The sequence below is a fragment of the Flavobacterium flevense genome (assembly GCF_900142775.1).
In the GTDB taxonomy this organism is placed as follows: Bacteria; Bacteroidota; Bacteroidia; order Flavobacteriales; family Flavobacteriaceae; genus Flavobacterium; species Flavobacterium flevense.
The window spans coordinates 350,391-365,023 of the sequence record NZ_FRCC01000002.1 but is presented as its reverse complement, the minus strand read 5'-3'; the positions used below and the strand labels follow the sequence as shown (position 1 = coordinate 365,023).

The following is a 14,633-nucleotide window of genomic DNA, read 5'->3' as shown; positions in this document are numbered from 1 at the left end:
AAAAGAAACGTATTTTTACCAGTCATTATACTAAAAAAACTTTTTAAAAGTTTAATGATAAAAACTGCGAATCATTGAAAACCAACAGATTTAAATATTCAATTCCACTAGGGTGTTTGTGTATTTTGGTAGCTTGTTCTACCAGGAATAATACTTTTTTGGCTCGAAATTCACATGCTTTGAGTACAAAATACAATATTTTATACAACGGGCAAATAGCATTAGACAAAGGAATTAAAGGAATTGAAGCCGGTAATCAGGATGATTTTTGGGAAATTCTGCCTGTCGAAGCCATGAACATTGATGAAGATATTGTGGCCGATACCACTAAAAATTCTGATTTTGCATTGGCGGAGACCAAAGCCACCAAAGCCATCCAGAAACATTCCATGAATATTGGCGGCAGAGAACGCAATTCTCAAATAGACGAAGCCTATTTACTTTTAGGAAAATCCCGTTATTACGATAAAAGATTCATTCCCGCGCTGGACGCTTTCAATTATATTTTATACAAATATCCCAACAGTAGCCGGATTGACGAAGCTAAAATTTGGCGCGAAAAAACCAATATGCGTCTGGGCAATGATGCCTTAGTCGTAAAAAACATTAGCCAGATGCTCAAAGAGCACAAACCGGAAAAACAGGTTTTGGCTGATGCCAATGCACTTCTGGCTTCGGCTTTTTTAAATTTGGAAGAAAAAGACAGTGCCATTGTCAGACTAAAAAAAGCAGTCAATTTCAGCAAACGCAATAACGAAAAAGCCAGATATCGTTTTATCTTAGGACAATTGTATCAGGAAATGGGTCAGAATGATCAGGCAAGAGATTATTATGAAGCCGTGATTAAGATGAACCGAAAAGCAGACAGGAAATACATGATGCAATCGCAGGTAAGATTGGCTCAAATGTTTGATTATCAAAATGGCGATAAATTTGCTTTTGACGAAAAATACCATAAACTTTTAGAAAACCGTGAAAACCGTCCGTTTCTGGATGTTTTAAATCATCAGATGGGGATTTTTTATGATCAACAAGGCAAGGACGAAAAAGCTTTGGAATATTATAATGCGTCTTTAGATAACGCAAAAACGGATACTTATCTTATTGCTTCGAATTACAGAAATATAGGAAACATGTATTTTAAAAAAGCCAGCTATCCCATGGCTGCAAAATACTACGACAGTACTTTAGTAAAACTGGATCCTAAAACCAGAGAATTCATTCGAATTGATAAAATACGTAAAAATCTGGACGAAGTTATTTTTTATGAATCCATTGCGGTTAGAAATGACAGTATTTTAAACGTAGTTTCTTTACCGGAATCAGAAAAAGTGGCTTATTTTGATGCTTACATCGAAAAGATAAAAAAAGAAGATGAAGCGCAAAGAGTTTTAGAAGAAAAAGAAGCTGAGAAACAAAAAAATATAGAGCGAAACAGTCAGGCTACAACTGCCGATGTAGCTGTTTCGGCAAATGGAAATTCGGCTCCCAAACCCGCATTTACGCCACCATCTATGACCGCTCTTCAGGCTGATAATACATTTTATTTTTATAATCCCACCACAGTATCTTTTGGAAAAGTGGCGTTTAAGAAAAACTGGGGCAAACGTACTGCTGGCGGATATTGGAGAGTTTCTTCTGTAACCGCTGCTAATCCGGTTATGGCGTCAGATTCTACAGCAATAACTCCGGAAAATGCAGTTGCTGAGGATATTTTGAAAGACAAAGAAGTCAATCCAAAATACGAGGCTGATTTTTATTTAAACCAGCTTCCAACTTCAAAAACGGCAATTGACAGTATTGCAAAAGAACGTAATGATTCCTATTATCAGTTAGGTATCATTTACAAAGAAAAGTTTAAAGAATATGATTTAGCTGCCAGTAAATTAGAACAATTATTAGGGTATCAGCCTGAAGAAAAAGTAGTGCTTCCTGCCTTATATAATTTGTACAAAATTTATCAGATTACAGATAAAGACCGAGCTGAATCCTTCAAAAACAAGATCATAACCCAATATCCGGGTTCCCGTTACGCCCAAATTTTAGGAAACGAAAATGTAATTGTTGAAGAAGGCAATCCTGATGTGGTTTACAAAAAATTATATCAACACTATATTAATGAGGAATTTGATGTTGTTTTAAGTAAAATAGACGGTTTAATTAATCAGTTTTCGGGAGAAGAAATACTGCCTAAATTAGAACTTTTAAAAGCGAATACTATTGGTAAAGTACACGGATTAAAAGATTACAAAGCAGCATTAGAAAATGTTGCTGCAAGCTACCCTAATTCCGAAGAAGGGAAGAAAGCCACTAGTATTTTAGCAGAGCAGATTCCGTTATTAGAAAATATGAATTTTGATTTCAAAACCTCCGGTCATTGGAAAATATTGTATCCACTCGCTTTAAATGCTGTTGATGATAAAAAAGCAATTGAGGAGAAAATCACTAAGTTTATGAACGCTGATAATGCTCAAAAATTAAGTTTAACGTTCAATTCATATGACAGCAAAGAAGGTTTTGTTATTATTCAGGGAATTACAACTAAGGAATATGCGACCAGTGTAGCTCAGGTTTTAAAAGAAAATCCAAGTTATAAAATAGCAACGCCGGCTGTAATTATTTCTAATGAAAATTATAAAATAATCCAAATCAGGAAAAATCTCAATTCGTATTTAGAAGCTAAAAAAGAATAATGATGTTTAATAAAAAAGAGAAACCCTATACCGAACTTTTAGGCAAAACCAACAGAATTGTTGAGGGAACTGTGATAAAAGGAGACATTATTTCAAAAGCTGATTTTAGATTAGACGGCGAATTAATTGGTAATTTTCAATCTGCAGGGAAATTGGTTATAGGTCCTACAGGTAGCGTTACAGGCGATATTAGTTGCAATAATGCAGATATTGAAGGTAAATTTACCGGAACCATTCAAGTGAATGAATTATTAAATGTAAAGTCGAAAGCGAGCATTCAAGGCGATGCCACCGTGGGTAAATTAGCAGTAGAACCCGGAGCTGATTTTAGCGCTTCCTGCAGTATGAAAGAAAATGTAAAGCTCTTAACGGATGGAAAATAAACCCAACAATAAAAGATCTGGTAAATGGCTGGCTTTGATAAACATTCCTATTCAAATGGGAGTGATTATTTTTTTGTTCTCTTATTTAGGGGACTGGCTGGACGAAAACCATCCCCATCCTAAAGTATATTATAATAAGGTTTTAGTGATGGTAGGCGTGTTCTTAGCGTTATATAACGTAATAAGACAAGTTAATGAGATAAATAAAGACAAAGATTAAAGCGTATGATCTTAAAGAATTATAAGCCCTTTCTGTTTTTAATAATTTTAGTATTGCTGGCTTATGTAGTACACAAATTGGTTTTTTATTTTTTCAAAATCAATCAGGAAGTGTTTTATTATAGTCTGGAACAATTGTATGGCCTCTTTTTTATTCTTTCATTCGGAATCATTTTGATGCTGTTAAAAATAAAAAAACGCAACTTTGATCAGGTAGGAATGTCGTTTTTGTTGTTAACTAGTATCAAATTAGGAGTTTATTATTTTATTTTAAAGCCTATTTTGAATAGTAAGCAGTATGATATCGCAACGGAGAAAATGAATTTTTTTGCGTTATTTATTCTTTTTTTGACAATAGAAACAGTTGTAACTATAAGAATATTAAGTGAAAAGCAATAAAAACAGGGCTTTATTAAGGGTTTAAAAAAAATATGTTTTTATATCCTTTTAGATATTAAATAATAATGTACCTTTGCGCCAAATTTTAGAAACGTAAATATAACATATTTTGTAATTATGGTGATTTTAAAGAGACCACTTAGATTGATAATAGCAACATTTTTAGCGTGTCTTCCATTGATTAGTTTTGCAAATCAAGAAGTTGATGCTGCACATGGTAATGAAGCAGCCGCTCACGAAGTAGTAGCAGAAGGCCACCATGAAGGGGCTCACGCTGAACCAACAGATGTAAGATCTAAAATTAAAGCGTTTATAAATCACCACGTTTTAGATTCTCATGACTTTTCATTAACTCAGGATGATGAAACAGGAGAGTCTTGGGGATTTCCATTACCGGTAATTTTATGGGATAATGGTTTGCAAGTATTTTCTTCTGCAAAATTCCACCACGGAAAAGAAGTTGCCGAATCTAACGGTAATTATTATGCTATCAATCATCATGATGGTAAAATTTACAAAACTGATGCTTCAGGAACAATTACTGAGAATGAAGAAACAGGTCACCCTGAAAATTTCCGTCCTATTGATTTTTCGATTACTAAAACTGTAGTTTCAATTATTGCTGCTGCTTTACTAATGTTCTTCTTATTTACAAGTTTAGCAAAATCATATGCTAAAAATGGCGGAATTGCTAAAGGTGCAGGACGTATTTTTGAACCAATAGTAATTTATATTCGTGACGAAATTGCGATCCCAAACATTGGTGTAAAACATTATAAAAGATACATGAGTTATTTATTGACCATCTTTTTCTTTGTATTGTTCTTAAATATCTTTGGTTTAACTCCACTTGGAATAAATGCTACAGGTAACTTTACAGTAACTTTTTCTTTAGCATTGTTAACTTTCCTTATTACTAATTTAACAGCTAACAAAAACTATTGGGGACACATTTTCTGGATGCCGGGTGTGCCAAAACCAATGCGTATTATTTTAGCGCCAATTGAATTATTAGGTGTATTTATCAAGCCTTTCTCATTAATGATTCGTTTGTATGCCAATATTTTTGCAGGACACATTGTATTGATGAGTATCCTTGGTTTAATGTTTATCTTTAAAAGCTGGATTGGAAGCAGTTTATCTTTTGGATTAGCATTTGTACTTTCTATTCTTGAAATATTAGTAGCTTTTCTACAAGCATATATTTTTACAATGTTATCAGCGCTTTATTTTGGTGCGGCTGTTGAAGAACACCACCACGAAGAAGGGCACCACTAAAAGGAAGATTTAAGATTTCAGAATTTAGATTTCAAATGTAAATCTAAAATCAGAACTCAAAAATCTAATATCAAATTGAATGTTTAATTTTTAATATATATATCATGGAAATTCCACAAATCATTGGAGCAGGATTAATCGTTATCGGAGCAGGTTTAGGTATTGGTAAAATTGGTAGTTCAGCAATGGACGCTATTGCTCGTCAGCCAGAAGCTTCAGGAAAAATCCAAACAGCTATGCTTATCGCTGCTGCACTTATTGAAGGTATTGGTTTCGCGGCTTTATTCGCAGCTTAATTAAAACTAAAAAAACGATAGTTGCAACGGTTGGTTGTAACTATTGTTTTTAAAATTAAAACATTACATTGCAGCAATGCAAGAAGATTAAATTTAGAATATAAAACTTAGAATTATATATAATGGAAAAGTTAATAAATCAGTTTGAGTTTGGTTTGTTTTTTTGGCAAGTATTAATATTTGTTGGATTAATATTATTATTGAAAAAATTCGCTTGGAAACCTATTCTTGATGCAGTTAATGAAAGAGAAGAAGGAATCAAAAATGCATTAGAATCTGCTGAAAATGCAAGAAAAGAAATGCAGGATCTTCAGGCTGATAACCAAAGAATCTTAAACGAGGCCAGAGCAGAGCGTGATACTATGTTGAAAGAAGCCCGTGAAATGAAAGAGAAAATGGTAGCTGATGCAAAAACTGAAGCACAAGCTCAAGGAGCAAAAATGATTGAACAGGCTAAAGCAGCCATTGAAAGCGAGAAAAATGCAGCTATGGCTGAGTTGAAATTGCAAGTTTCTTCATTATCATTAAACATTGCAGAGAAATTATTGAAAGAAGAATTGTCTAATACTGAAGCTCAAACTAAATTAGTTGAGAAAATGTTAGGTGACGTAAAGCTAAACTAATATTATGGCAGGTACAAGAGCAGCAATTCGTTACGCAAAAGCAATCCTTAGCATGGCAGACTCAATAGGAGTGGCTAATGAGGTGAATAGCGACATGATTTTAATTGCGTCAACAATCAAAGGAAACTCTGAATTAAATGCTTTTATTCAAAGTCCAACCATTAGTGTTGAGGTAAAAGAAAATGCATTATTAGAAGTTTTTGCTACTATCAATGGTGTAACAAAAGGGTTATTTCATTTATTATTTGAAAATAAAAGATTTGAAATCCTGGAAGCTATTGTAGTAGCCTATTCTAATTTATTTGATGAAGCTAATGGTATTGAAGTAGCTAAAGTAACTACTGCTATCCCAATGGATGCCGATTTAGAAGCTAAAGTTTTAGCTAAAATTGCATCTTTGTCAGATAAAAAAGTGACTATTAAAAATATTGTAGATCCTGCTATCATTGGAGGATTTATTTTAACTATAGGTGATAAGCAATACAATGCTTCTATCGCTAACCGATTACAAGTATTAAGAAAAGAATTAAGTAACTAGTTTTATTGCACATTAAGTGTCTAAATTATAAATTAAGATGGCGGAAATCAAACCTGCTGAAATTTCAGCAATATTAAGAAAGCAAGTAGAAGGTTTTGAATCTGGCGCTACGCTGGAGGAAGTAGGAACAGTACTTCAAGTTGGAGATGGTATTGCTCGTATTTACGGGCTTTCAAATGTTCAATACGGTGAGTTAGTTGAATTTGAAAATGGTCTTGAGGCTATTGTATTGAATCTTGAAGAAGACAATGTGGGTGTGGTACTTTTAGGACCATCTACAGGAATCAAAGAAGGTTCTGTTGCTAAAAGAACACAACGTATCGCTTCTCTTAAAGTAGGAGAACAAATGGTAGGACGTGTAGTAAACACTCTTGGTTTTCCAATTGATGGAAAAGGACCAATAGGTGGTGACTTATACGAAATGCCTTTGGAAAGAAAAGCTCCCGGAGTAGTTTTCCGTCAACCGGTTACTGAGCCGTTACAAACAGGTGTGAAAGCAGTAGATGCTATGATTCCGGTGGGTAGAGGGCAACGTGAGTTGGTTATTGGTGACCGTCAAACAGGTAAATCAACTGTTTGTATTGACACTATCTTAAATCAAAAAGAATTTTTCGATGCTGGTAAACCAGTATTTTGTATCTATGTTGCAATTGGACAAAAAGCTTCAACTGTAGCAGGAATTGCAAAAATGTTAGAAGAAAAAGGAGCAATGGCTTATACAGTTATCGTTGCTGCTAATGCTTCTGATCCTGCTCCAATGCAAGTTTATGCTCCTTTCGCAGGTGCTGCAATTGGAGAATATTTCAGAGATTCAGGTCGTCCGGCTTTAATTGTTTATGATGATTTATCTAAACAGGCTGTAGCTTACCGTGAGGTTTCTCTTTTATTAAGAAGACCACCGGGACGTGAGGCATATCCTGGAGACGTTTTCTACTTACACTCCCGTTTATTAGAGCGTGCTTGTAAAGTTATCGCTGATGACGGAATTGCTAAAAACATGAATGATTTACCGGATTCTATCAAAGGAATCGTTAAAGGTGGTGGTTCATTAACAGCTTTACCAATTATCGAAACTCAGGCTGGTGACGTTTCTGCATATATCCCAACAAACGTAATTTCGATTACTGATGGTCAAATTTTCCTTGACGGAGATTTGTTTAACTCAGGGGTTCGTCCGGCAATTAACGTAGGTATTTCTGTATCTCGTGTTGGAGGTAATGCTCAAATTAAATCAATGAAAAAAGTTTCCGGAACTTTAAAATTAGATCAGGCTCAATTCCGTGAATTGGAAGCGTTTGCTAAATTTGGTTCTGACCTTGATGCCGTTACTTTAAACGTAATTGAAAAAGGAAAAAGAAACGTTGAAATCTTGAAACAAGGTTTGAACGATCCTTATACTGTTGAAGATCAGGTTGCAATTATCTATGCCGGTTCTAAAAACTTATTGAGAAATGTTCCTGTAAATAAAGTAAAAGAATTTGAGAAAGATTTCTTAGAATTTCTTAACGCAAAACACAGAGCTACTCTTGATGCTTTAAAAGCTGGTAAATTAACAGACGAAATTACAGATGTAATCGAAACTGTAGCGAAAGAAGTTTCAGCAAAATATAATTAAGATAGAAGTTAGAAGCTGGAAGTGAGAAGTTAAAATCTTACTTCCTACTTCCATCTTCCAACTCCAAACTTTTACAAAAAAATGGCAAATTTAAAGGAAATCCGTAATAGAATTACTTCCGTTTCATCTACGATGCAAATTACATCGGCGATGAAAATGGTATCTGCAGCTAAGCTTAAAAAAGCCCAGGATGCAATTACTGCCATGCGCCCTTATGCCGAAAAATTAACGGAATTGTTACAAAGTCTGTCTGCTACTCTTGAGGGAGGAACAGGAGAAGAGTTTACTACACAACGTGAAATCAACAAAGTTTTGCTTGTTGTAGTTACTTCTAACAGAGGTTTGGCAGGTGCATTTAATACTAATGCAATCAAAGAAGCTAAAAACCGTGCAGCATATTATGCAGGGAAAAAAGTAGATATTTTTGCTATAGGAAAAAAAGGAAATGATATTTTAAGCAAAACAAATACAGTAGTTGAAAATCAAAGTGCTGTTTTTGATGATTTGACTTTTGATAATGTTGCCGCTATTGCTGAAACATTAACTCAGAAATTTGTTAGCGGAGAGTATGACAGAATTGAATTGATTTATAACCAATTTAAAAATGCGGCTACTCAAATCGTTCAGACAGAACAATTTTTACCATTAGCGCCAGTAAAATCAGACTTGAATGTTACTGCCGGAGATTATATCTTCGAACCATCCAAAGAAGAAATTGTATTGACTTTGATTCCTAAATCATTAAAAATGCAATTGTACAAAGGAATCCGTGATTCATTTGCTTCAGAGCATGGTGCACGTATGACAGCAATGCACAAAGCTACAGATAACGCTACTGAATTGAGAAATCAATTGAAATTAACATATAACAAAGCACGTCAGGCTGCTATTACTAACGAAATCTTAGAGATCGTTGGTGGAGCAGAAGCTTTGAACGGATAATATATTTATTCGAAAAACATTTAAAAGTCCCGCAATTGTGGGACTTTTTTATTGGTACCAATTAAAACCAACAGCTTTTAATCTGCTGGTTTTGGGAATATAGATTTCCAAATATTTATATAACAAATGGGCTATTATTATTTACTGCGGCAATGTTTCTCCGGCATAAGTAAGTTTTGTTACTATTGTAAAAGAACTTGTTTAAAAGAGCAACAAATGATTCCATAGCTACGTTAAATAAACCAAAGATTTAGTTATTTTTGTTTTTTTAAAAGTATAAGACATATCATTTTGGGATTATATAAAAATCTTTTCAAACAAACAGCCATTTACGGACTAGCTACGGTGTTGCCCAGGATGTTTAGTTTCTTATTAGTGCCACTTTATACCGATTTGCTTCCCAAAGCAGAGTACGGAAAAGTAACTATCATATTTGCCTGGATGATTTTTTTCAATGTGATTCTGGCTTACGGAATGGAAACGGCTTTTTTTAGATTTTATAATAAAGAAGAAAATAAACAAACAGTAGTCGAAACCTCGATGGTTTCTATTTTCTGGACCACAATAGTATTCTTAGTTCTGGCACTTTTATTCCGGACTAGTTTAGCTGACTGGTCAGGAATCGACTCCCAGTATATTAGCTATGCCATCTGGATTTTAGCTTTAGATGCCTTAGTTATCATTCCTTTTTCTAAGTTAAGAGCCTTTCAAAAACCGATGACGTATGCTATAATTAAAATTGGAAACGTATTGGTAAACTTATTACTGAGTATTGTATTTTTGATTTATTTGCCTAAACTATCGGCAGTAAACCCAACAGGTTTAATCAGTTCTTTTTATATAGAAAATTTCCAGATTGGTTATATTTTTCTGGCAAATATTATTGCCAGTTTATTGACTTTTGTGGTTTTATCGCCTGATTATGTTTTCCTGAAATGGAAATTCGATTTTAGTTTATGGAAAAAAATGATGGTTTACGGTTTACCTATTTTGGTTGCCGGAATCGCTTTTGCCATTAACGAACAATTTGATAAAATTCTGCTGGATCGATTATTACCTAAAAACATTGCTGAAGATGCAGTAGGTGAGTATTCCGCTTGTTATAAACTGGGTTTATTCATGGTTTTGTACCGCACAGCATATACGCTGGGAATAGAACCTTTCTTTTTTAGTCATGCTTCGAATAAAAATGCGCCGCAGACTTATGCCATGGTCACCAAATATTTTGTCATTTTTGGGTCGTTTATTATGCTCAGCGTTATTGTCTTTGCCGATTTTTTTAAAATGTTAATGATTCGTGACGAATCGTACTGGATAGCAATGAAAGTAGTTCCATTGATTATACTGGCTAATTTTTGTTTGGGAATTTACACGAACCTTTCGGTTTGGTACAAATTGATTGATAAGACGTATATTGGAGCCTATATCTCCATTGTGGGTGCAATTATCACATTGGTACTTAACTTTTTGTTGATTCCGTCTCATAGTTATTTGGGTTCGGCAATTGCAACACTGGCAGCTTATGGAAGCATGATGTTGATTTCGTATTATTTGGGCAATAAATATTATCCTATTCCTTATGATTTTAAAAAAATAGGCGGCTATCTGGGTTTGTCTGTTTTATTTTCGATAATTTCTTTTTATTATTTTAGAGAAAATTATTTTGTTGGAATCGCCTTGTTACTTTTGTTTCTCTATTTCATCTACCACAATGAGAAAACTACTTTAATGAATATTCTTAAACGTAAAAACAATCTGTAGAATAAGTTTTGGACTTATTCGTAAATAAAAAATAAAGAATGAAAATTAATATTATCAATAAATCACAGCATGCTTTGCCTAACTATGAAACCATAGCTTCGGCTGGAATGGATTTAAGAGCTAATTTAACGGAATCGATAACACTGCAACCCTTAGAAAGAACCGTTGTTAAAACAGGTCTTTTTATCGAATTGCCCATTGGTTTCGAAGCTCAGGTGCGACCAAGAAGCGGACTGGCTTTTAAAAACGGAATTACGGTTCTAAATAGTCCCGGAACGGTTGATGCCGATTACCGTGGAGAAATAGGCGTGATTTTAGTGAATTTGTCCAATCAGGCTTTTGAAATTCAAAATGGAGAACGCATTGCGCAACTCATCATCGCTAAACACGAACGTGCCGAATGGTTTGAAGTGGAAGAATTATCAGAAACTTCAAGAGGTGCCGGCGGATTTGGAAGTACCGGGGTGAAATAGATTGCAGTAATCAGTAATCAGAATTTTAGAAAGCAGTAGGCAGAAGACTGTAATTAAACAAAGAAAATCAAAAATAAAAACTTCGTGAACTTTGCGTGTTATCCTGTCCCGATACTTCGGGAGTCGAAGGACTTCGCAATTTTGCGGTTAAATATAAAATATGAAAATAATTGTTCCAATGGCTGGAAGAGGTTCCAGATTAAGACCACATACGTTAACCATTCCTAAACCATTAATTCCGGTTGCAGGAAAACCCATCGTTCACCGTTTAGTAGAAGATATAGCCGGAGTTTTAAACCAGGATATTGAAGAAGTTGCTTTTATTATCCACGAAAGTTTTGGCGAAAAGGTAGAGCAGGATTTAATTGCTATTGCTGAAAAATTAGGAGCTAAAGGAACTATTTATTACCAGAATGAAGCTTTAGGAACAGGTCATGCGATTATGTGTGCTAAAGAATCCCTTTCGGGTCCGGCGGTAATTGCTTATGCAGATACTTTGATCAGAGCCGATTTTGAACTGGATCCAACAGCTGATTCGGTAATTTGGGTAAAACAAATTGAGAATCCGGAAGCTTTTGGTGTCGTTAAGCTAAACGATAAAAAAGAAATTGTTGAATTGGTTGAAAAACCAAAGGAATTTGTAAGTGATCTGGCTGTTATCGGGATTTACTATTTCAAAGACATTGCTGTTTTAAAACAGGAATTGCAAAACGTTTTAGACAATAATATCCAAAATGGAGGTGAATACCAGATTAACGATGGTATCAAAAACATGATGGCTAACGGTAAAATCTTTAAAACCGGAGAAGTAAGTGCGTGGATGGATTGCGGAAACAAAAATGTAACCGTGGAAACCAATTCCAGAATGCTGGCTTTCCTTGCTGAAGACAAAGAAAGTTTGATTTCTAAAAACGTAAAAATGGAAAATGCAACCATTATCGAACCATGTTTTATTGGTGAAGATGTGGTTTTGATTAATGCAACCGTTGGTCCAAATGTTTCTTTAGGAAACGGATGTCACGTTGTGGACAGTAGTATTAAAAACAGTTTGGTTCAAACCCATGCTCATATTAAAAATGCCAATTTAGACAACGCCATGATAGGAAATCATGCCAGTTTTGACGGTAATTTTACAAGTATTAGTATTGGTGATTATTCGGTGTTAGAATAATGACGATAACAATAAAAATTTACCATTAAGAAATTAAGTTGATTAAGCTTAATGAATCTTAATTTCTTAATGGTGATTTGATTATTTTAATGTTTGTTGGACAAAATGAAAAAGGTAGTTTCTTTACTGATAATGTTGGTTTTGCTATGCAATTCGGCTTTGTCATGGGCTCAAACAGAACCCGAAGAAATTAAGCTGGAAGACAATAAATTTAAAGATTACTTTTTTGAAGCTTTAAAACAAAAGGCGATTGAAAATTATGATAAAGCCATTGTCTCACTGGAAAGTTGCCTGAAAATAGAACCCAATAATGCGACCATTTATCATGAATTAGGTAAAAATTATTTCGCTCAAAAAGACTACAAAAACGCCTATTCTTCTTTCGAAAAAGCCAGTACATTAGATCCTGCAAACAAATGGTTTTTAATAGGAATGTATGATGTTGATTATGCCACGAAAGATTATGTTGATGGGGTTAAAGTGATTAACAAACTCATTCTTTTCGACCCTGCATTCAAGGAAGATTTAACGTCATTGTATATGAATACAGGTGAATTTGACAAAGCATTGGAATTAATTAATGAGTTGAATGAAACAGCCGGAAAATCAGAAAGAAGAGAAAACTACAAACTTCAGATTTTGTCCCAAGGGAAATATCAGGATGCTGAAATTGTTAATCTGGTCAACCAAATAAACAAATATCCCAAAGAAGAATCTAATTACATTTCGCTGATTTATTACTATTCTAAAAAAGACGATCTGGAAAAGGTTCTGGAAACCGCCCGAAAATTAGAAAAGGAAATCCCGAATTCGGAGTGGGCACAGGTAAGTTTGTTCAAAAGCCATTTAGTCAATAACGAAAGTGAAAAAGCCATAAAAGCAATGAACATTGTATTAGCCAGTGCTAAAATAGATAGTAAAATAAAGCACCGTATTTTCAATGAATTTCTAATTTATCTCAATACAAATCCACAATTTACTGCCGATTTAGATAAAGCCATTGCTTATTTCGATAATGATAAAAATGTAAACGTAACTCAGGAGGTAGGTAAATATTATCATAATAAAAAACAATGGGATAAGGCAATAAAATACTATGAATTAACGCTTAAAAGTAATAGTCCCGCTGATGTTGAAACAGCTTTGCTTTTGCTTGATGTGTATTTACAGTCTAATAATTTTGGACAAATGGCTTAATTTGCTTCTGATATGGTGGATTTATATCCAGCCCAGCCGCAATTTTATTATTATGCCGGTTTAGCCTATAATCAATTGAAAGAATTTAAAAAAGCAAAAGAAATGTTTGAAACAGGCATGGATTATGTAGTAGAAAATCCAACATTAGAAATAAATTATAATATTCAGTTAGGAGAAGCTTACAATGGTTTAGGCGATACCACTAAAAAAGAATTTTATTTCTCTAAAGCCAATGAATTATTAAAAAAACAAAAGTAAGATGGACAGAATAATAGTAGTATTAGTAATTATAGCGATGGTTTCCTGTAAACCTAAAGCCGCTGTGACATCAACAACGGTTACAGAAGCAGTTGATGACATGAAAGCAGCAAGAATAATAGACAATCACTATAACAATAAAAGTGATTTTTCTACCTTATATATTAAAGCGAATGCGCGATTTTCTGATGAAAAACAAACGCAAAATGTTACTGCTGAGATTAAAATAAAGAAAGACCAGCAAATCCTTGTTAGCATTCGTTTTTTAGGGATTACAATGGCTAAAGCTTCGATAACTCCAACTTCGGTGAGTTATTACGAAAAAATAAAAGGAACTTATTTTGAAGGTGATTTTACAGCCCTGAGCCAATGGTTAGGAACAGATTTAGATTATAATAAAATTCAGAATATGCTTACCGGAGAAGCACTGGACGATTTGAATAAAGGAAAATACACTAAAATTTTGCTTGATAATATGTATCGTCTCGATGATGCTTCTAATGGAAATACACAAAAAAGTTATTATTTTAATCCAAATGATTTTACGGTAAACAAACAGCAAGTAAGCCAGACGGATAAAAACAGAAACATTCAGATTAGTTATCCGGAAAGAGTGGCATATAAAGAAGCCAATTTGCCGGCCAGTGTTGAGATTAAAACGGAGCAGCCTAAAGGAAAATCGGAAATTAACTTAAATTACAACTCGGTTTCATTTAATGAAGAACTTTCTTTTCCATATAGTGTTCCGGATGGTTACAAAAGAATAATAATTAAGTAAATTTGCAAA

General features: G+C 34.1%; 16 protein-coding genes. All 16 read left to right on the top strand.

From position 1 onward, the window contains the following. Positions 1-74 precede the first annotated feature (74 nt). The 16 genes from porW (at position 75) to BUB89_RS04670 (ending at position 14,624) form a co-directional block, all read left to right on the top strand. Positions 75-2,693 (top strand): type IX secretion system periplasmic lipoprotein PorW/SprE, encoded by a 2,619-nt coding sequence (gene porW, locus BUB89_RS04740; RefSeq protein WP_073242470.1) that lies wholly within the window; start codon positions 75-77, stop codon positions 2,691-2,693. A gap of 2 nt (positions 2,694-2,695) precedes the next feature. Then, positions 2,696-3,076, top strand: a complete 381-nt coding sequence (locus BUB89_RS04735; RefSeq protein ID WP_073243011.1) for a bactofilin family protein — start codon at positions 2,696-2,698, stop codon at positions 3,074-3,076. After that, entirely contained in the window at positions 3,066-3,296 is a 231-nt protein-coding gene (locus tag BUB89_RS04730) for an AtpZ/AtpI family protein (protein WP_073242468.1), read from the top strand. The genes BUB89_RS04735 and BUB89_RS04730 overlap by 11 nt, the downstream gene beginning before the upstream one ends. 5 nt (positions 3,297-3,301) lie before the next feature. Further along, positions 3,302-3,694: a hypothetical protein gene (locus BUB89_RS04725; RefSeq protein WP_073242465.1), complete on the top strand. Its 393-nt coding sequence runs from the start codon at positions 3,302-3,304 to the stop codon at positions 3,692-3,694. A gap of 117 nt (positions 3,695-3,811) precedes the next feature. Then, complete coding sequence (gene atpB / locus BUB89_RS04720) at positions 3,812-4,972, top strand: F0F1 ATP synthase subunit A (RefSeq protein ID WP_073242463.1); 1,161 nt, start codon at positions 3,812-3,814, stop codon at positions 4,970-4,972. Positions 4,973-5,076: 104 nt separating this feature from the next. Then, positions 5,077-5,268, top strand: a complete 192-nt coding sequence (gene atpE, locus BUB89_RS04715; RefSeq protein WP_026712861.1) for an ATP synthase F0 subunit C — start codon at positions 5,077-5,079, stop codon at positions 5,266-5,268. A 122-nt stretch (positions 5,269-5,390) separates the two neighbouring features. After that, a complete protein-coding gene (locus BUB89_RS04710; protein WP_073242461.1) occupies positions 5,391-5,891 on the top strand; it encodes a F0F1 ATP synthase subunit B in 501 nt (166 codons plus the stop codon). Positions 5,892-5,895: 4 nt separating this feature from the next. After that, positions 5,896-6,429: an ATP synthase F1 subunit delta gene (atpH, locus tag BUB89_RS04705; RefSeq protein WP_073242459.1), complete on the top strand. Its 534-nt coding sequence runs from the start codon at positions 5,896-5,898 to the stop codon at positions 6,427-6,429. Positions 6,430-6,466: 37 nt separating this feature from the next. Continuing rightward, positions 6,467-8,044: a F0F1 ATP synthase subunit alpha gene (atpA, locus tag BUB89_RS04700; RefSeq protein ID WP_073242457.1), complete on the top strand. Its 1,578-nt coding sequence runs from the start codon at positions 6,467-6,469 to the stop codon at positions 8,042-8,044. A gap of 81 nt (positions 8,045-8,125) precedes the next feature. Beyond that, complete coding sequence (gene atpG, locus BUB89_RS04695) at positions 8,126-8,986, top strand: ATP synthase F1 subunit gamma (protein ID WP_073242455.1); 861 nt, start codon at positions 8,126-8,128, stop codon at positions 8,984-8,986. A gap of 291 nt (positions 8,987-9,277) precedes the next feature. After that, positions 9,278-10,747 (top strand): lipopolysaccharide biosynthesis protein, encoded by a 1,470-nt coding sequence (locus tag BUB89_RS04690; RefSeq protein ID WP_073242453.1) that lies wholly within the window; start codon positions 9,278-9,280, stop codon positions 10,745-10,747. A gap of 38 nt (positions 10,748-10,785) precedes the next feature. Further along, a complete protein-coding gene (dut, locus tag BUB89_RS04685) occupies positions 10,786-11,220 on the top strand; it encodes a dUTP diphosphatase (protein ID WP_073242451.1) in 435 nt (144 codons plus the stop codon). A 160-nt stretch (positions 11,221-11,380) separates the two neighbouring features. Beyond that, positions 11,381-12,391, top strand: a complete 1,011-nt coding sequence (locus tag BUB89_RS04680) for a sugar phosphate nucleotidyltransferase (protein WP_073242449.1) — start codon at positions 11,381-11,383, stop codon at positions 12,389-12,391. A 105-nt stretch (positions 12,392-12,496) separates the two neighbouring features. Beyond that, positions 12,497-13,588: a tetratricopeptide repeat protein gene (locus tag BUB89_RS04675; protein ID WP_234982521.1), complete on the top strand. Its 1,092-nt coding sequence runs from the start codon at positions 12,497-12,499 to the stop codon at positions 13,586-13,588. Between the two features lie 12 nt (positions 13,589-13,600). Next, positions 13,601-13,846, top strand: a complete 246-nt coding sequence (locus BUB89_RS18190) for a tetratricopeptide repeat protein (protein WP_234982519.1) — start codon at positions 13,601-13,603, stop codon at positions 13,844-13,846. Position 13,847: 1 nt separating this feature from the next. Further along, complete coding sequence (locus tag BUB89_RS04670) at positions 13,848-14,624, top strand: lipoprotein insertase outer membrane protein LolB1 (RefSeq protein ID WP_073242447.1); 777 nt, start codon at positions 13,848-13,850, stop codon at positions 14,622-14,624. Positions 14,625-14,633 lie beyond the last annotated feature (9 nt).

Coding starts and splice junctions, on each gene's coding strand:
- BUB89_RS04735 (WP_073243011.1), top strand. CDS start 2,696: ATGTTTAATAAAAAAGAGAAACCCTATACCGAACTTTTAGGCAAAACC.
- BUB89_RS04730 (WP_073242468.1), top strand. CDS start 3,066: ATGGAAAATAAACCCAACAATAAAAGATCTGGTAAATGGCTGGCTTTG.
- BUB89_RS04725 (WP_073242465.1), top strand. CDS start 3,302: ATGATCTTAAAGAATTATAAGCCCTTTCTGTTTTTAATAATTTTAGTA.
- atpB (WP_073242463.1), top strand. CDS start 3,812: ATGGTGATTTTAAAGAGACCACTTAGATTGATAATAGCAACATTTTTA.
- atpE (WP_026712861.1), top strand. CDS start 5,077: ATGGAAATTCCACAAATCATTGGAGCAGGATTAATCGTTATCGGAGCA.
- BUB89_RS04710 (WP_073242461.1), top strand. CDS start 5,391: ATGGAAAAGTTAATAAATCAGTTTGAGTTTGGTTTGTTTTTTTGGCAA.
- atpH (WP_073242459.1), top strand. CDS start 5,896: ATGGCAGGTACAAGAGCAGCAATTCGTTACGCAAAAGCAATCCTTAGC.
- atpA (WP_073242457.1), top strand. CDS start 6,467: ATGGCGGAAATCAAACCTGCTGAAATTTCAGCAATATTAAGAAAGCAA.
- atpG (WP_073242455.1), top strand. CDS start 8,126: ATGGCAAATTTAAAGGAAATCCGTAATAGAATTACTTCCGTTTCATCT.
- dut (WP_073242451.1), top strand. CDS start 10,786: ATGAAAATTAATATTATCAATAAATCACAGCATGCTTTGCCTAACTAT.
- BUB89_RS04680 (WP_073242449.1), top strand. CDS start 11,381: ATGAAAATAATTGTTCCAATGGCTGGAAGAGGTTCCAGATTAAGACCA.
- BUB89_RS04675 (WP_234982521.1), top strand. CDS start 12,497: ATGAAAAAGGTAGTTTCTTTACTGATAATGTTGGTTTTGCTATGCAAT.
- BUB89_RS18190 (WP_234982519.1), top strand. CDS start 13,601: ATGGTGGATTTATATCCAGCCCAGCCGCAATTTTATTATTATGCCGGT.
- BUB89_RS04670 (WP_073242447.1), top strand. CDS start 13,848: ATGGACAGAATAATAGTAGTATTAGTAATTATAGCGATGGTTTCCTGT.